The following is a 17,962-nucleotide window of genomic DNA, read 5'->3' on the forward strand; positions in this document are numbered from 1 at the left end:
GGCGGGTGGGGCTGAGGGGGTCCAGGAGGGGCCTCCACTGACCTCAGATTATACCCCTAGGGGGTATTTCTCCAAGAAGCCGCGCCCTGGCCGGGGCGGTCGTCCACGAGGGGCTCCAGGTAGCGGACGAGGGCGTTCTTCAGCTCCTGGACGTACGCGTCGCGCTCGGCGCCCTCGTGGGCCAGGACCAGTTCCAGGCCCGCCTTGTACATGCCGAGGCACATGTGCGCCGTGCGGGTCAGGTCGGCGGGCGGCGCCCCGGGCAGGAACGAGGACAGCAGGCCCTCGATCCGGGTGAGCAGCGTGGCGTGCAGCGCGTCGTGCTCCTCGGCGATGCGGCCGGGGATGTCGGGTCCGTGCATCAGGGCGAAGAACACCGGGTGCTCGCAGTTGAAGGCGATGAACCGGTCGACGGCGGAGCCCACCGCCTCCTCCACCGACGTCGCGGGGCCGACCGGCGCGAGCGCCTCGCCGTAGGTCTCGCGCATCTCGTGCATGAGGCGGCCGCCCAGCTCGATCGCGATCGCCTCCTTGTTCGGGAAGAACTGGTAGAGCGTGCCCGGGGACACGCCGGCCGCGCGGGCGATGGCGTTGGTGCTGGCGGCGGTGTAGCCGGTGGTGCAGAACACCGACGCGGCGGCTTCGAGGAGCTGGGCGATGCGGCGCTCGCCGCGGGCCTGGCGGCGGCGCGGCTGGTCCTTCTCCGGGCCCTTCTCCGGGTCCTTCTCCTGGTTCTGGACGGTGTCGGGCACGCGTTATCCCCAGTTCTCCGAACGCGATTGACAAACGCGAGTGCGCGCTCGCATTCTTGTGAAACGCGAGCGATCTCTCGTGTTTGCCAGTCTATGGCAATGGCAGACCCATGCTGCCTGTGACGTCGGCACGGGTCACGGTGAATCATGGTGAAGGGGACACCGCACGATGACCGAAGTCGACGGCCCGCCGCGTGTCGGGGGCTGGACCAGGTTCGTGACCGCCCGCCCGCGGTCGACACTGCTCGCCGCCCTGGTGCTCACCGTGCTGGCGGTGCTGGCCGGCAGCGGCGTCGCCGACCGGCTCGGCAGTGGGGGCTGGGAGGATCCGGACGCGCAGTCCACGTACGCGACGAAGGCCCTGGAGCGCGAGTTCCCCGACTCCCAGCCCAACCTGCTGCTGCTCGTCGACTCCGGCCGCCGCTCCGTCGACGACCCGGAGGTCGCCGCCGAGGCCTCCCGGCTCGTCGCACGGCTGGCCGCGGAGAAGGGCGTCGCCGGCGTCGGGTCCTACTGGCAGGCGGACCCCTCGGCGGCCACCGCCCTGCGCGCACGGGACGGCCACGAGGCGCTGATCGCCGCCCGGATCACCGGCGACGAGAAGACGGCGGGCGAGACCCTGGACCGCATCGCCCCCTCCTACCGGGGCTCCCACGGCCCGGTGGAGGTCGAGATCGGCGGCATGGTCGCCGTGCGCCACGAGATGCAGACGATCATCCAGGAGGACCTCACCCGCGCCGAGATCATCGCGCTGCCGATCACCCTGGTGCTGCTGGTGACGGTCTTCGGCAGCGCGGTCGCCGCCCTGCTGCCGCTCGGCATCGGCATCGTCGCGATCCTCGGCACGAACGCGGTCCTCAGCGGCCTCGCGGAGTTCACCGACGTCTCGATCTTCGCGATGAACCTCACCACGGCCCTGGGCCTCGGCCTCGCCATCGACTACGCCCTGTTCATCGTCCGCCGCTTCCGCGAGGAACTGGCCGGCGGCGCCGCGCCGCCGGCCGCCATCGCCACCACCCTGCGCACGGCGGGCCGCACGGTGCTGTTCTCCGCGCTCACGGTGGCGGTCTCCCTGGCGGCGATGCTGGTCTTCCCCCAGTACTTCCTGCGGTCCTTCGCCTACGCCGGCATGGCGGTGGTGCTGCTGGCCGCCGCGGCCGCGCTGATCCTCCTCCCGGCGGCCCTCGTCCTGCTCGGCCACCGGGTCGACGCCCTCGACGTGCGCCGCCTGTTCCGCCGCGGCCGGCCGGCCGAGGAGGCCGGGGAGACGGTCTCCGCGGACCGGGCCTTTGGCGAGGAGGCGGGCACGGCCTGGGCGCGCACCGCGACCCTGGTCATGCGCCGCGCCCCCTTCTTCGCCCTCGCGACGACGGCCGTCCTGGTCCTCCTCGGACTGCCCTTCCTGGGCGTGCGGTTCGGTACCGCCGACGACCGCCAGCTGCCCTCCTCGGCCGAGTCCCACGTCGTGCAGCAGCACCTCAGGGACGGCTTCCCCGGCAGCCCCGGCGGTGGCCTGGAGGTCCTCGCCGAGGGCAGGGCCACCCCGGCGCAGTACGCGGCCTACAAGGAACGCGTCGCGGCCCTGCCCGAGGTGGACCGGGTGGACGGCCCGCTGGTCAAGGGCGACTCGGCGTACTTCACCGTGCTGCCGAAGGGCGAGGCCGTCGACGAGGCCGCCCAGCGCCTGGTCGGCGATCTGCGCGCCACCGAGGCGCCGTTCGACACCAAGGTGACCGGCACGGCGGCCGTCCTCGTCGACTCCAAGGACGCGATCGCCGGACAGCTGCCGAAGGCGGCCGCCTTCATCGCGGTGGTGACCCTGCTGCTGGTCTTCCTGCTCACCGGCAGCGTGCTCATCCCCCTCCAGGCGGTCCTGCTCAACGCACTCAGCCTGACGGCGATGTTCGGCGCGGTCGTCTGGGTCTTCCAGGACGGCCACCTCTCCGGCCTGCTCGGCTTCACCAGCACCGGCTCCATCGAGACGACCCTGCCGGTCCTGATGTTCTGCGTGGCCTTCGGCCTCTCCATGGACTACGGCGTGTTCCTGCTCTCCCGCATCAAGGAGGAGTACGACCGGACCGGGGACCACGAGCGGGCGGTCCGGCTGGGCCTGCAGCGCACGGGCGGTCTGATCACCGCGGCGGCCGTCATCCTGGCCGTGGTGATGGTCGCGATAGGCACCTCCCGGGTGACCAACACCAAGATGCTCGGCCTCGGCATCGCGCTCGCGGTCCTGATGGACGCGATGGTCGTCCGCAGCCTCCTGGTCCCGGCGATCATGCGGCTCACCGGACGGGCCACCTGGTGGGCGCCGGCGCCCCTGCGCGGGTTCCACGCCCGCTTCGGGCTGCGGGAGGGAGAGCCGGCCCCGGCCGCCGAGTCCGAACCCGAGCGCGACAAGGTCGGGGCGCGCGGCTAGCGTTCGCGGTGATCTCCGTGGTCTCCCGGCGTCGCCCCGCGCGGCCGGCCCACCGGCCACGGGCGGTCCCCGGTGGACGAAGGCGAGGGCGAAGACGCATGCGGGCTGTGGTGTTCGAGCGGTACGGCGAGCCGGCCGAGGTGCGGGAGGTGGCCGATCCGCGGCCCGCGGAGCACGGAGTGGTGGTGCGCGTCGAGGCCACCGGCCTGTGCCGCAGCGACTGGCACGGCTGGATGGGCCACGACCCGGACGTCGCCCTGCCGCACGTTCCCGGCCACGAACTCGCCGGAGTGATCGAGGAGGCGGGCGCCGGGGTCACCCGGTGGAAGCCGGGCGACCGGGTGACCGTGCCGTTCGTGTGCGGCTGCGGAAGCTGCCCGTCCTGCGCGGCGGGCGACCACCAGGTGTGCGAGCGGCAGACCCAGCCCGGCTTCACCCACTGGGGCTCCTTCGCCCAGTACGTGGCGCTGGACCACGCCGACGTGAACCTGGTCGCGGTCCCCGACGACCTCTCCGGCGCCACCGCCGCCTCCCTCGGCTGCCGGTTCGCCACGGCGTTCCGCGCGGTCGTGCAGCAGGGCCGGGTCGCGGCGGGGGAGTGGGTGGCGGTGCACGGCTGCGGCGGGGTGGGCCTGTCGGCGGTGATGATCGCGGCCGCTTCGGGAGCGCGCGTCGTCGCCGTCGACGTGTCGCCGCGCGCCCTGGAGCTGGCGCGGGCCTTCGGCGCGGCGCAGTGCGTCGACGCCCGCAACACGCCCGACACGGCGGCGGCGGTCCGCGACCTGACCGGGGGCGGCGCCCACCTCTCCCTGGACGCCCTCGGCTCGCCCGCCACCTGCGCCGCCTCGGTCGACGGCCTGCGCCGCCGCGGCCGGCACGTCCAGGTCGGCCTGCTGCCCTCGGCGGACGGCACCACCCCCGTCCCGCTGGCCCGCGCCATCGCCCTGGAACTCGAACTCCTCGGCAGCCACGGCATGGCCGCCCACACCTACCCGGAGATGCTGGAACTGGTCCGCGCGGGCGCGCTGCGGCCGGACCGGCTCGTGACGTCGACGATCACCCTGGACGCCGTACCGGACGCGCTGGCGGCGATGGGGACGGCCCCCGGGGCGGGGGTGACGGTCATCGACCCGTGGCGGTGACGCCGGCCCGCCCCGCCGTCCGCCCTCGCCCCGCCCCCGCCGTCCGGGCCGGTCCGGGTCAGTCCGGTCTGCGGCCGCGGTTGCCCGGCCGGGAGGCGACCCAGGCGCGGACGGTCTCGGCGTACCAGTAGGGCTTGCCGCCCTCGACGCGGTCGGGCGGGGGCAGATGCCCGTGCTTGCGGTAGGACCGCACGGTGTCCGGCTGCACCTTGATGTGTGCCGCGATCTCCTTGTAGGACCAGAGCCTTCGGTCGGTCACGAGTCCACCTCCCTGCGCGCGCGGGCGGCGGCCGGGAGGCCGCCGTGGGGAGCCCGGCGCCGCGCCGGTGATCACCACCTCATTGCCCGGTCAACGACCCGCGGTGACCGTGCGGACGCGGCTGTCGACCGCGTGTGACACGGGGACCGCGTACACGCGACACGCGTGACAGAACGGTGTTGTTCGTGACACAGGTGACACACACGCGGGCAGGGACCGGATGCGCGGGGCGCGTTGACAACGGGCCCCGCGGCGTCACGGCGCCCGCCCCGGGACCGCCACGACACCCGCCCCGGGGCGTCACGGCGCCCGCCCCGGGACCGCCACGACACCCGCCCCGCGGCGTCACGGCGCCCGCCCCGGGACCGCCACGACACCCGCCCCGCGGCGTCACGGCGCCCGCCTCAGGACCGCCACGACACCCGCCCCGCGGCGTCACGGCGCCCGCTCGGGCGGACCGGTCCGCCCCCGGAGGGCCGCGCCCCGCCCGCCCCGGAGGGCTACGCCCCGCAGGACCGCAGGAACGCCCGCGTCCGCCGGGCGATGGGCAGCGGCTCGTCCGGCTCGCAGGGGTACATGTCCTGCTCCACGATCGCGAACAGGTCGACGTCCAGCTTCTGCGCGGCCTCCAGGACGGGCCCCAGCGCCGGCACGCCGGACGGCGGCTCGCACATCACGCCCCGGGCCACGGCCGGCCCGAACGGTGTCCCGTTCGCCCGCACGTCCGCCAGGACCTCCGGGTCCACCTGCTTGAGGTGCAGGTACCCGATGCGCTCGCCGTAGGTCTCGATCAGCTTGACGCTGTCGCCGCCGCAGTAGGCGTAGTGCCCGGTGTCCAGGCACAGCGACACCAGGTCGGAGTCCGTGCCGTCGAGGAAGCGGACGACGTTCTCCTCGCTGTCGATGTGGGTGTCGGCGTGCGGGTGGACGACGATCCGCAGGCCGTACCGCTCCCGCACCTGACGCCCGAGCCGCTCGGTCAGCGAGGTGAGGTCGCGCCACTGCCCGGGCGTGAGCGTGTCCGGCTCCAGCACCTCGCCGGTCTTGTCGTCCCGCCAGAAGGAGGGGATGACGACGAGGTGCCGGGCGCCCATCGCCTGGGCGAGGGCCGCGTTGTCGGCGACGTGGGCCCAGGTCCTCTCCCAGACGGCCTCGCCGTGGTGCAGCCCGGTGAAGACCGTGCCCGCCGACACCTTCAGGCCGCGCCGCGCCGTTTCCTCGGTGAGGACGGCCGGGTCGGTCGGCAGGTACCCGTAGGGGCCCAGCTCGATCCACTCGTATCCGCAGAGCGCGACCTCGTCGAGGAAGCGCTGCCACGGCACCTGCCGCGGGTCGTCCGGGAACCACACACCCCAGCTGTCCGGGGCCGAGCCGATCCGGATCCGGGACAGCGCGGGCCGGGAGGAGGAGGACGGGGAGGACGGGGAAGGCTGAGGTGACAACGACGTCATGGGCGTCAGCGTGCGGTCTCCCCGGAGAGGTGTCAAGGGCTGGTCCGAATGTCCGGACAAAATGTTGACAGGGCCCGCCGTGCGGGACTACAAAGCCCTGGAGAGCCGATACGGCGGCACGCCGGGACGCGGGCAGGCCGACACGAAGGGAACTCGATGGCGTACGACCTGATCACCATGGGGCGGATCGGAGTGGACCTCTATCCGCTGCAGACGGGCGTGCCGCTCCCGCAGGTGACGTCCTTCGGGAAGTTCCTGGGCGGGTCCGCGAGCAACGTCGCCGTCGCCGCGGCCCGCCTCGGCCGCAACACCGCGGTGATCACCCGTACCGGTGACGACCCCTTCGGCGCCTACCTGCACGAGGCCCTGCGCGGCTTCGGCGTCGACGACCGCTGGGTCACCCCGGTCCCCGGCCTGCCCACCCCGGTCACCTTCTGCGAGATCTTCCCGCCGGACGACTTCCCGCTGTACTTCTACCGGCAGCCCAAGGCGCCCGACCTGGAGATCGACGCCCACGAACTCGACCTCGACGCCCTCCGCGAGGCCCGCGTCTTCTGGGTCACCGGCACCGGCCTGAGCGAGGAACCGAGCCGCACGGCGACGCTGGCGGCCCTCGCCCACCGGGCCAAGGCCGGCCCCACCGTCTTCGACCTCGACTGGCGCCCCATGTTCTGGTCCGACCCGGACGCGGCCCGCCCCTTCTACGCCGAGGCCCTCAAGCACACCACCGTCGCCGTCGGCAACCTCGACGAGGTGGAGGTCGCCACCGGGGTGCGCGAGCCGCACGCCGCCGCCCGCGCCCTCCTCGACGCCGGGGTCGAGCTCGCCGTCGTCAAGCAGGGACCGAAGGGCGTCCTGGCCGTGCACGCGGGCGGTGACTCCGCCGAGGTGCCGCCCCTCCCGGTGGACGTGCTCAACGGTCTGGGCGCCGGGGACGCCTTCGGGGGCTCCCTCTGCCACGGCCTGCTCGCGGGCTGGGACCTGGAGAGGACCATGCGTCACGCCAACGCCGCCGGCGCCATCGTCGCCTCCCGTCTGGAATGCTCCTCGGCCATGCCGACCGCGGCCGAGATCGAGGCGGCGCTCACGGCGGGAGCCGTCCGGTGACCGTCGACGTCGCGGGACTCGTGCACACCCGCACCCACCACCCCGAGGCGGTCGCCGAGGCCGCCGCCCGCCGCGTCCGCCGCCCCCTGCTGGGCGCGAGCGGCCGGCTGATGATCGTCGCCGCCGACCACCCGGCCCGCGGCGCGCTCGGCGTCGGCGACCGCAGGCTGGCCATGGCCAACCGCGGCGACCTGCTCGCCCGCCTCTGCCTGGCGCTGTCCCGGCCGGGCGTCGACGGCGTCCTCGCGACCGCCGACATCCTCGACGACCTGCTCCTCCTCGGCGCCCTCGACGGCAAGGTCGTCATGGGCTCGATGAACCGCGGCGGCCTCCAGGGCGCCGCCTTCGAACTCGACGACCGCTTCACCGGCCACCGCGCCGAGGACATCCAGCGCCTCGGCTTCGACGCCGGCAAGCTGCTCCTGCGCATCGACTACGACGACCCCGGCTCCCTCAACACCCTGGAGTCCACGGCCCGCGCGATCGACGACATGGCCGCCCGCCGGCTCCCGGTGTTCGTCGAGCCGTTCATCTCCCGCCGCACCGGGGACGGACGGCTCAGGAACGACCTGTCCGCCGAGGCCGTCACCAGGTCCATCGCCATCGCCTCGGGCCTCGGCGGCAGTTCGGCCTACACCTGGCTGAAGGTGCCGGTCACCGACGACCCCGACGACATGGAGCGGGTGATGGAGACCTCGACGCTCCCCGCGGTCCTGCTGGGCGGCGAGGTGGGGGGCTCCGTCGAGGAGCAGGCCGGCGCGTACGAGAAGTGGCGCGGCGCGCTGCGCCTGCCCACCGTGCGCGGCCTGGTGGTCGGCCGCTCGCTGCTGTACCCGGCGGACGGGGACGTGGCCGCCGCCGTCGACACCGCCGTAGGACTGCTGTGAGGGACCGCGTGACGCACACCGAGCCGCACACCGCGGCACACCGCGACCTGTACGTCCCCAGGGGGACGACCGCCGACGGGACCCACGTCCTCGCCATCGGCCCCGAGCGGGCCGGCTGGACCCACAGCAGTCTGCGCGTCGTCGACCTGGCGCCCGGCGGCACGCACACCTTCACCACCGGGGACAGTGAATGGATCGTGCTTCCGCTGGAAGGCGGATGTACCGTGCGAACAGCGGATGAGAAGTTCCAACTCCTGGGCAGGGACAGCGTTTTCGCGTCGGTCAGCGACTTCGCCTACGTTCCCCGTGACGCCCGGGTCCAGATCGCCTCCGGCGCGGGAGGCCGCTTCGCCCTGGCAGGAGCGAAGTGCGAGCGACGACTCCCCGCCCGCTACGGCCCCGCGCCGGAGGTCCCCGTCGAGGAACGCGGCAGCGGCGCCTGCGCCCGCCTGGTGCGCAACTTCGCCTCCGCCGACGCCTTCGACTGCGACAAGCTGATCGCCGTGGAGGTGGTCACCCCCGGCGGCCACTGGTCCTCGTACCCGCCGCACAAGCACGACGAGCACCGGCCCGGCGAGGAGTCGGAGCTCGAGGAGATCTACTACTTCGAGATCGACGGACCGGACGGGTTCGGGTACCAGCGCGTGTCCCCGTCGCGCGAGGGCGGGTCCGACGTCCTCGCCGAGGTCCGCTCCGGCGACGCCGTCCTGGTCCCCGACGGATGGCACGGCCCGTCGATCGCCCAGCCCGGCCACGCCATGTACTACCTGAACGTCATGGCCGGCCCCGGCGAGACGCGGGAATGGCGGATCCGCTTCCACCCAGAGCACACGGAGGGGTACCGATGACCTCGACGACGAGGCTGACGGTCGCACAGGCACTGGTCCGCTTCCTCGCCGCCCAGTACACCGAACGCGACGGCGTACGGCAGCGGCTGATCGGCGCGACCTGGGGCATCTTCGGCCACGGCAACGTCGCCGGCCTCGGCCAGGCGCTCGTCGAACACGCCGACGTGATGCCCTTCCACCAGGGCCGCAACGAGCAGTCGATGGTGCACGCGGCCGTCGGCTACGCCCGCCAGTCGAACCGCCTGTCCACCCACGCGGTGACGACGTCGATCGGCCCCGGCGCGACGAACCTGGTCACCGGCGCCGCCCTCGCCACCGTCAACCACCTCCCGGTCCTGCTCCTGCCCGGCGACGTCTTCGCGACCCGCCCGGCGGACCCGGTCCTCCAGCAGCTCGAAGTGCCCCACGCGGGCGACGTGTCGGTCAACGACACCCTGCGCCCGGTCTCGAAGTACTTCGACCGCATCACCCGCCCGGAGGCCCTCGTCCCGGCCGCGCTGCAGGCGATGCGCGTGCTGACGGACCCGGTGGAGACGGGCGCGGTGACGCTGGCCCTCCCGCAGGACGTGCAGGCCGAGGCCCACGACTGGCCGGACGCGTTCTTCGCCGAGCGCACCTGGGCCGTGCGCCGCCCCGGCGCCGACCCGGCCGAGCTCGCCGAGGCGGTCCGCGCGATCCGGTCGGCCGGGCGGCCGCTGGTCGTCGCGGGCGGCGGCGTCCACCACAGCCGCGCCGAGGACGCCCTCGCCGAGTTCGCCGGCGCCACCGGCATCCCGGTCGCCTCCACCCAGGCCGGCAAGGGCTCCCTGCGCCACGACCACCCCCAGGACGTCGGCGGCGTCGGCCACACCGGCACGGCGACGGCCGACGAACTCGCCCGCACCGCCGACCTGGTGATCGGCGTGGGCACGCGGTACACCGACTTCACCACCGCCTCCCACACCCTGTTCGCGGGCGACGGCGTCCGGTTCCTCAACCTCAACATCGCCGCCCACGACGGCCACAAGCTCGCCGGCCTCCCGCTCGTCGCGGACGCCCGCAGCGGCCTGACGGAGCTGACCGAGGCCCTGGTCCTGCACGGCCACCGGGTCGCGGACGCGTACGTCACCGAGTACACCGACGACAAGGAGCGCTGGGAGCAGCGGGTCGACGCCTGCTACGAGGCCGACGAGCCCGACGCACGCCCCACCCAGCCGCAGGTGCTGGGCGCGCTGGACGCGATCGTCGACGAGACGGACGTGATCGTCAACGCGGCCGGCTCGCTCCCCGGCGACCTGCACAAGCTGTGGCGAACCCGCTCCCGCGACCAGTACCACCTGGAGTACGGCTACTCCTGCATGGGCTACGAGATCCCGGCCGCGCTCGGCGTGAAGCTGGCCGCGCCCGACCGCCCCGTGTGGGCGCTGGTCGGCGACGGCACGTACCTGATGATGCCGACGGAGATCGTCACGGCCGTGCAGGAGGGCGTCGCGATCAAGCTCCTGCTCGTGCAGAACCACGGGTACGCGTCCATCGGCGGACTGTCGGAGGAGACCGGCGGCGAGCGGTACGGCACGGCCTACCGCCACCGGTCCGCGGACGGCACGTTCACGGGCGACCCGCTCCCCGTGGACCTGGCCGCCAACGCGGCCAGCCTCGGCATGCGCGTCCTGCGCGCGAGGACCGTCCGCGAGCTGCGCGAGGCCCTCGCCGAGGCCCGCGCCGCCGACACTCCCACATGTGTCTACGTCGAGACCCGAACGGCAGACACAGTGTCGGGCGCGCCCGCGGCGCAGGCCTGGTGGGATGTACCCGTGGCCGAGACCGCGACCCGACCGTCCGCGGTGAAGGCCCGTGAGCTGTACGAACGGCACGTCTCGACCCGACGCCGCCATCTGTGAAGGAGAACCTGGGCATGACGAAGATCGTCAACCACTGGATCGGCGGCAGGACCGCCGAAGGGGCGTCGGGTGCGTTCGGGCCGGTCACGGACCCGGCGACCGGCGCGGTCACCACGCGGGTCGCGTTCGCGACGGCCGACGAGGTCGACGCGGCGGTGGCGGCGGCGAAGGAGGCCTTCACGACGTGGAGCCAGTCCTCGCTCGCCCAGCGCACGTCCATCCTCTTCAGGTTCCGCGCGCTGCTGGACGCCAACCGGGACGCCCTCGCCGAGCTGATCACCGCCGAGCACGGCAAGGTGCACTCCGACGCCCTGGGCGAGGTGGCCCGCGGCCTGGAGATCGTGGACCTCGCCTGCGGCATCACCGTGCAGCTGAAGGGCGAGCTGTCCACGCAGGTCGCCAGCCGGGTGGACGTCTCCTCGATCCGTCAGCCGCTCGGCGTCGTCGCGGGCATCACGCCGTTCAACTTCCCGGCCATGGTCCCGATGTGGATGTTCCCGATCGCGATCGCGTGCGGCAACACCTTCGTGCTGAAGCCGTCCGAGAAGGACCCGTCGGCGTCCGTCAAGCTCGCCGAGCTGCTGGCCGAGGCCGGTCTGCCGGACGGCGTCTTCAACGTCGTCCACGGCGACAAGGCGGCCGTCGACCGCCTCCTGGAGCACCCGGACGTCAAGGCCGTCTCCTTCGTCGGCTCGACGCCGATCGCCCGCCACATCCACACCACCGCCTCCGCCCACGGCAAGCGCGTCCAGGCCCTGGGCGGCGCCAAGAACCACATGCTGGTCCTGCCGGACGCCGACCTGGACGCGGCCGCGGACGCGGCGGTCTCGGCGGCCTACGGCTCGGCGGGCGAGCGCTGCATGGCGATCTCGGCGGTCGTCGCCGTCGGCTCCATCGGCGACGAGCTGGTCGACAAGATCCGCGAGCGCGCCGAGAAGATCAAGATCGGCCCCGGCGACGACCCGGCCTCCGAGATGGGCCCGCTGATCACCAGGGCCCACCGCGACAAGGTGGCCTCCTACGTCGAGGGCGCGGCGGCCGAGGGCGCCGAGGTGGTCCTCGACGGTACGGCGTACACCTATGACGGCGCCGGCTTCGAGGACGGCCACTGGATCGGCATCTCGCTCCTCGACAAGGTCCCGACCTCGGCGAAGGCCTACCAGGACGAGATCTTCGGCCCGGTCCTGTGCGTGCTGCGCGCGGACACGTACGAGGAGGGCCTGGCGCTGATCAACGCCTCCCCCTTCGGCAACGGCACCGCGATCTTCACCCGGGACGGCGGCGCGGCCCGCCGCTTCCAGCTGGAGGTCGAGGCCGGCATGGTCGGCGTGAACGTCCCGATCCCGGTCCCCGTCGGCTACCACAGCTTCGGCGGCTGGAAGGACTCGCTCTTCGGCGACCACCACGTCTACGGCAACGACGGCACGCACTTCTACACCCGCGGCAAGGTCGTCACCACCCGCTGGCCGGATCCGTCCGAGGCCCCGGCGGGCGTGGACCTGGGCTTCCCGCGCAACCACTGAACCACGGCCCGTACGGTGCCCTGCCACCCCTCTCCGGGGGTGGCAGGGCACCGTCGCGTCACCGGCCGATCGCCCGGTCGCGCCGCTCCCCCTCGTCCTCCCCCGTCCCCGCCCCTTGCCGTCGTGCGGTGAGCCGTCCGTGCCCCACGACCCCGGCGACACCCGCCGACGCGTCCGGATGGCGAACGCCCCCGTGTTTTTCCGGGCCCCGCCCTGCGGTTCCCGTACGCCCCGACACGGCGGAACGGCAGGGCAGATCCTGCTGTAAACGCAATCGGAAGCCCCATCGGGCTACGGATTCCGTAGATGAACACCTATTGACGCACCGCTTTTCGTCGGGTTTCCATGCAGCGCCGGGAGCGGACGAAGAGACCCAGAACGCGATGCGCCGGAGGCGATAGCGCTCCCGACCCACCCCTTTGCCGTTGAGTCGATCGGAAACCGCCGCATGACCGACACGCTCCGCCCCGTCGAGACCGCCCTCCCTCAGGCGCCCGACAGCCCCCAGAAGCTGAAGCGCTCCATCGGTGTCGTCGGCGGCACCCTCCTCACCCTCTCGTGCGTCACCCCCGCCTCCACCCTCTTCGTGGTCGTCCCCGACCTGTTCGGCTCGCTCGGCACCGCGACCGCCCTCACGATCGCGATCGGCTCGCTGCTCTGTATCGCCGTGGCGTTCTGCTACTCGGAGCTGGGCACCCTCATCCCCAGCGCGGGCGGCGAGTACGCCATGGTCTCGACGATGGCCGGACGCCTCGCGGGCTGGCTGGTCTTCGTCCTCTCCCTGCTGGTCGTGGTGATCGTCCCGCCGGTGATCGCGATGGGCACGGCGGACTACCTCGCCCCGATCGTCCACCTCGACCCCTCCGTGGCGGGCGCCGGCGTCATGCTGCTGGCCACCCTCGCCGGTCTGCTGGACCTGCGCGCCAACGCCTGGATCACGGGCGTCTTCCTGGTCCTGGAGGTCATCGCGGCCGCCGTCGTGGCCGTCCTCGGCTTCGCCCACGGCCACCGCGGCCCCGGCAGCCTGGTCTCGATGCAGGTCGCGGGCGGCGACGGCCACGCCGACACGGTCACCGCCGCGCTGGTCGTCTCCGGCCTCGCCATCGCCCTCTTCGTCACCCAGGGCTTCTCGACCGCCGTCTACCTCTCCGAGGAGCTGGAGCACCCGCGCCGCAACGTCGCCCGCACGGTCCTCGCCACCCTCGCCATCTCCTCCGTGATCATCCTGGTCCCGGTCGTCGCCATCACCTTCGGCGCCTCCGACCTCGCCGAACTCACCGGCGGCGACATCGGCTCCATGGTCACCGCCTGGTCCGACTCGGCCGTCGGCACCTTCGTCAGCCTCTGCGTGGCCCTGGCGATCATCAACGCCGGCATCGTGATGGTCATCCAGAACTCCCGCGTCCTGTTCGCCTCCGCCCGCGACAAGGCGTGGCCCGCGCCGGTCAACGAGGTCTTCTCCCGGCTCGGCCGCTTCGGCTCCCCCTGGGTCGCCACCCTCGTCGTCGGCGTCCCCGGCGCGGCCCTCTGCTTCGTCAACCTCGACACCCTGTACGGCGTCACCGGAGTCTCCGTGACCGGCATGTACCTGCTGGTCGCGGTGGCCGCCCTGCTCGCCCGGCGCGGCCACCACCGGCACACCCCCGCCTGGCGCATGCCGCTCTGGCCCGCCGTGCCGGTCCTGCTGATCGTCGTCCTCGCCTACATCCTCACCCAGCAGGAGACCGCCTACCTCCTGTGGACCGGCGGCATCACCGCCGCCGCCACCCTCTACTGGCTCCTCTACCTCCGCCCCCGCCGCGACACCCGCTGGCTGGTGTCGATCCCGGAGGACGCACGGGCCTGACGTACCGCGTCCGCGGTACGCGGGGGCACGCGCGTACGCCCCCGGGAGTGGTGCCGGTTCGCTCTCCGGTCGACATCCTCCCGACAGGTGGAGCCCGTACCGTTGACGCATGGATCTTCGACTGCCCCGGCTGCCAGGACTGCGGCGGCCGCGACGGCTCCTGGCCGCCGCGGCCGCCGTCGTCGTGCTCGCCGGCGCCGGTACCTGGACGGCCGTCGCCTCCGACGACCCGCCCCCGGTGCACCGCGCCGACCGCGTCATGGCCGTGGACGGGGTGCGCCTGGACACCTCGTACTTCACCTCCGGCCCGGCCGGCCGCCGGCCCGCCGTCCTCCTCGCGCACGGCTTCGGCGGCTCCAAGGACGACGTCCGGGAGCAGGCCGAGGACCTGGCCCGCGACGGGTACGCGGTCCTGACCTGGTCGGCGCGCGGCTTCGGCCGCTCCACCGGCCGGATCGGGCTGAACGACCCGAAGGGCGAGGTCGCCGACGTCTCGAAGCTGATCGACTGGCTGGCGAAGCAGCCCGAGGTCCGGCTCGACGAGGCGGGCGACCCGCGCGTGGGCATGGCCGGAGCCTCCTACGGCGGCGCGGTCTCCCTGCTCGGCGCGGGCCACGACGACCGGGTCGACGCCATCGCCCCGGCCGTCACGTACTGGAACCTCGCGGACGCCCTCTTCCCCGACGGCGTCTTCAAGAAGCTGTGGACCGGCATCTTCTTCAACACCGGCGGCGGCTGCGCGAAGTTCGAGCCCGCGCTGTGCGCGATGTACGAGCGGGTCGCCGAGTCCGGCACCCCCGACACCGCCGCCCGCGCCCTGCTGGAGCAGCGCTCGCCGTCCGCCGTCGGCGACCGCATCAAGGTCCCCACCCTCCTGATCCAGGGGCAGACCGACTCCCTCTTCACGCTCGCCCAGTCCGACGCGGCCGAGAAGGCGATCCGGGCGGGCGGCGCCCCCGTCGCCGTCGACTGGATCGCGGGCGGCCACGACGGCGGCGACATGGAGAACAGCCGGGTGCGGGCCCGGGTGACCTCCTGGTTCGACCGCTACCTCAAGGGCGACGAGTCCGCCGGCACCGGCCCGGCCTTCCGGGTCACCCGCACCGGAGGAGTCGACTCCACCGACGGCGCCGCCCTGCTGCGCGGCGCGAGCGACGACACCTACCCGGGGCTGAGCAGCGGCGACCGCTCGATCGCCCTGACCGGCCGCGAACAGACCGTCACCAACCCGCCCGGCGCCACCCCGCCCGCCGTCTCCGCCCTGCCCGGCCTCGGCGGCTCCGGCGGCCTCGCCCAGCTCTCCTCCCTCGGCGTCGGCGTCTCCCTCGACTTCCCCGGCCAGTTCGCCGCCTTCCGGTCGGCGCCGGTCCCGGACGACCTGCGGATCACCGGCTCCCCGACGGTCACCGTCCACGTGAAGTCGACCGGCGGGGACGCCGTCCTCTTCGGCAAGGTCTACGACGTCGGCCCGGACGGCACCCGGCAGGTGCTGCCCTCCCAGCTCGTCGCCCCGGTCCGGGTCGAGGGAGCCGAGGCCGGCAAGGACGTCACGATCACCCTCCCGGCGATCGACCACGAGGTCGACCGGGGCCACCGGCTGCGGCTGGTCCTCGCCTCCACCGACCTCGGCTACGCCTCCCCGGCCGCCCCGGCGACGTACACCGTCTCCCTGAAGGGCGACCTGAAGGTGCCCACCGCCCCCGGCGTGAGCACCGCGGCCGCCCCGCTGCCGTCCTGGGTGTGGTGGCTGCCCCTCGCGGGCGCGCTGATCGCGCTGGCCCTGCTGGTCGCGGGCCGCCGCCGCACCGCCACCCCGGCCCCCGACCCGGAGCTGGCCGACGTGCCCCTCCAGATCACCGGCCTGAGCAAGCGGTACGCGAAGTCGGCCGACCGGTACGCGGTGCGCGAGCTGTCCTTCCGGGTGGAGAGGGGCCAGGTGCTGGGCCTCCTCGGCCCCAACGGCGCGGGCAAGACGACCACGCTGCGCATGCTGATGGGCCTGATCACCCCGGACGGCGGCGAGATCCGCGTCTTCGGCCGGGCCGTCCGTCCCGGCGCGCCCGTCCTCTCCCGGGTCGGCGCCTTCGTCGAGGGCGCGGGCTTCCTGCCGCACCTCTCCGGCCGGGAGAACCTGGAACTGTACTGGCGGGCCACCGGCCGCCCCGCCGAGGACGCCCACCTCGACGAGGCGCTGGAGATCGCCGGCCTCGGCGACGCCCTCGCCCGCGCGGTGCGCACCTACTCCCAGGGCATGCGCCAGCGCCTGGCCATCGCCCAGGCCATGCTCGGCCTGCCCGACCTGCTCATCCTGGACGAGCCCACCAACGGCCTCGACCCGCCGCAGATCCGCGAGATGCGCGAGGTGATGATCCGGTACGCGGCCGCCGGGCGCACGGTGATCGTCTCCAGCCACCTGCTGGCGGAGGTCGAGCAGTCCTGCACCCACCTCGTCGTCATGGACCGCGGCCGGCTGGTGCAGGCGGGCCCGGTCGGGGAGATCGTCGGCTCCGGCGACAGCCTCCTCGTCGGCACCACCGTGCCCGTGGAGGGGCCGGTCGTCGAGAAGGTGACCGCGCTGCCCGGCGTCGCCTCGGTCGCCCGCCTCGACGACGGACCGGGCCTGCTGGTCCGGCTCGACGCGGACGGCACCGCCGAGCGCCTGGTCGCCGACCTCGTCCGGCTCGACGTGCCCGTGCGGTCGGTGGGCCCGCACCGCCGCCTGGAAGACGCCTTCCTCACCCTGATCGGAGGCTCCGCATGAGCACGCTCACCGAGCGACCCGAGCGCCCCGGGGCGGGCGAGCCCCTCGCGACCGCCTCCGGCTACCGGGCCTCCCGCACCCTGCCCCCGCGCGTCGAACTGGTCCGCCAGCTCAAGCGCCGCCGCACGCTGGTCATGGGCGGCATCCTCGCCGCGCTGCCGTTCGTCCTGCTCGTCGCGTTCGCGATCGGCGGCGAACCGGGCGGCCGCAGCGACCGGCTGACGCTGATGGACACCGCGACCGCCTCGGGCGCCAACTTCGCCGCGGTCAACCTGTTCGTCTCCGCCGGCTTCCTGCTGGTGATCCCGGTCGCCCTGTTCTGCGGGGACACGGTGGCCTCGGAGGCCGGCTGGTCCTCGCTGCGCTACCTCCTCGCCGCGCCCGTGCCCCGGGCCCGCCTGCTGTGGTCCAAGCTCGTCGTCGGGCTCGGCCTCAGCCTGGCCGCGATGGTGCTGCTGCCCGTCGTCGCCCTCGCCGTCGGCACCGCCGCCTACGGCTGGGGCCCGCTCGAACTGCCCACGGGCGGCGCGCTCGACCCGGGCACGGCCGCCCAGCGGCTCGTCGTGGTCGTGGCGTACCTCTTCGTCTCCCAACTGGTCACCGCGGGCCTCGCGTTCTGGCTGTCGACGAAGACGGACGCCCCGCTCGGCGCGGTCGGCGGCGCGGTCGGCCTGACCATCGTGGGCAACGTCCTCGACGCCGTCACCGCGCTCGGCGACTGGCGCGACTTCCTGCCCGCGCACTGGCAGTTCGCCTGGGCCGACGCCGTCCAGCCCACCCCGGAGTGGTCCGGCATGATCCAGGGCACCGCCGTCTCCGTGACGTACGCGCTGGTGCTGTTCGCGCTGGCCTTCCGCGGTTTCGCCCGCAAGGACGTGGTGTCGTAGGCCGACGGGAGTCCACCACCGGTCCCGGCGGCCGCCCTCCGCGCCCGTCCGGGACGGGCCCGCGACTCCCCGTGCCGCACGTTCCGGCCCCCTGTCCCGTCACGGTCACGGACACCGACGGAGGACAGGGGGCCCGGCCTCGCCCGGGAAGTCCTCGGCGCCATGACGGAGAGCCCCGGGCGGGCAAGCCGTCCCGAGGC

General features: G+C 73.7%; 13 protein-coding genes. 10 read left to right on the forward strand and 3 right to left on the reverse strand.

The annotated features are described in order from the left end of the window. Positions 1-56: 56 nt before the first annotated feature. Positions 57-752 (reverse strand): TetR family transcriptional regulator, encoded by a 696-nt coding sequence (locus ACH4F6_RS07575; protein ID WP_397958972.1) that lies wholly within the window; start codon positions 750-752, stop codon positions 57-59. A 169-nt stretch (positions 753-921) separates the two neighbouring features. On the opposite strand from ACH4F6_RS07575, the gene ACH4F6_RS07580 reads away from it, so the two are divergent. Then, positions 922-3,171 carry an MMPL family transporter gene (locus ACH4F6_RS07580; RefSeq protein WP_397958973.1) on the forward strand — a complete coding sequence of 750 codons (2,250 nt, stop codon included), beginning with the start codon at positions 922-924 and terminating at the stop codon, positions 3,169-3,171. Positions 3,172-3,269: 98 nt separating this feature from the next. Next, entirely contained in the window at positions 3,270-4,313 is a 1,044-nt protein-coding gene (locus tag ACH4F6_RS07585; RefSeq protein ID WP_397958974.1) for a zinc-dependent alcohol dehydrogenase family protein, read from the forward strand. 58 nt (positions 4,314-4,371) lie between these two features. Here ACH4F6_RS07585 and ACH4F6_RS07590 read toward each other — a convergent pair whose 3' ends face one another. Both ACH4F6_RS07590 and ACH4F6_RS07595 read right to left on the reverse strand, forming a co-directional pair. Further along, positions 4,372-4,572 (reverse strand): helix-turn-helix transcriptional regulator, encoded by a 201-nt coding sequence (locus ACH4F6_RS07590; protein WP_397958975.1) that lies wholly within the window; start codon positions 4,570-4,572, stop codon positions 4,372-4,374. Positions 4,573-5,072: 500 nt separating this feature from the next. Further along, the gene (locus tag ACH4F6_RS07595; RefSeq protein ID WP_397958976.1) at positions 5,073-6,023 is read right to left on the reverse strand and encodes a sugar phosphate isomerase/epimerase family protein; all 951 of its coding nucleotides are present in this window, start codon (positions 6,021-6,023) and stop codon (positions 5,073-5,075) included. Positions 6,024-6,179: 156 nt separating this feature from the next. Here ACH4F6_RS07595 and iolC point away from each other — a divergent pair, with 156 nt between their 5' ends. From iolC to ACH4F6_RS07635, 8 genes are all read left to right on the forward strand, one after another. Continuing rightward, positions 6,180-7,130, forward strand: a complete 951-nt coding sequence (gene iolC / locus ACH4F6_RS07600) for a 5-dehydro-2-deoxygluconokinase (RefSeq protein ID WP_397958977.1) — start codon at positions 6,180-6,182, stop codon at positions 7,128-7,130. Beyond that, positions 7,127-8,017, forward strand: a complete 891-nt coding sequence (locus ACH4F6_RS07605) for a deoxyribose-phosphate aldolase (RefSeq protein WP_397958978.1) — start codon at positions 7,127-7,129, stop codon at positions 8,015-8,017. Before iolC ends, ACH4F6_RS07605 begins: the two co-directional genes overlap by 4 nt. Positions 8,018-8,025: 8 nt before the next feature. After that, on the forward strand, positions 8,026-8,865 hold the full coding sequence (iolB, locus tag ACH4F6_RS07610) for a 5-deoxy-glucuronate isomerase (protein ID WP_397958979.1): 840 nt from the start codon (positions 8,026-8,028) through the stop codon (positions 8,863-8,865). Further along, entirely contained in the window at positions 8,862-10,745 is a 1,884-nt protein-coding gene (iolD, locus tag ACH4F6_RS07615; RefSeq protein ID WP_397958980.1) for a 3D-(3,5/4)-trihydroxycyclohexane-1,2-dione acylhydrolase (decyclizing), read from the forward strand. Before iolB ends, iolD begins: the two co-directional genes overlap by 4 nt. A 14-nt stretch (positions 10,746-10,759) precedes the next feature. Continuing rightward, entirely contained in the window at positions 10,760-12,268 is a 1,509-nt protein-coding gene (gene mmsA, locus ACH4F6_RS07620; protein ID WP_397958981.1) for a CoA-acylating methylmalonate-semialdehyde dehydrogenase, read from the forward strand. Between the two features lie 448 nt (positions 12,269-12,716). Continuing rightward, positions 12,717-14,114, forward strand: a complete 1,398-nt coding sequence (locus ACH4F6_RS07625) for an APC family permease (RefSeq protein ID WP_397958982.1) — start codon at positions 12,717-12,719, stop codon at positions 14,112-14,114. Positions 14,115-14,223: 109 nt separating this feature from the next. Next, positions 14,224-16,875, forward strand: a complete 2,652-nt coding sequence (locus ACH4F6_RS07630) for a CocE/NonD family hydrolase (RefSeq protein ID WP_397958983.1) — start codon at positions 14,224-14,226, stop codon at positions 16,873-16,875. After that, entirely contained in the window at positions 16,872-17,762 is an 891-nt protein-coding gene (locus ACH4F6_RS07635; RefSeq protein ID WP_397958984.1) for an ABC transporter permease, read from the forward strand. The genes ACH4F6_RS07630 and ACH4F6_RS07635 overlap by 4 nt, the downstream gene beginning before the upstream one ends. Positions 17,763-17,962 lie beyond the last annotated feature (200 nt).

This window comes from Streptomyces sp. NPDC017936, assembly GCF_044328485.1.
GTDB lineage: Bacteria > Actinomycetota > Actinomycetes > Streptomycetales > Streptomycetaceae > Streptomyces.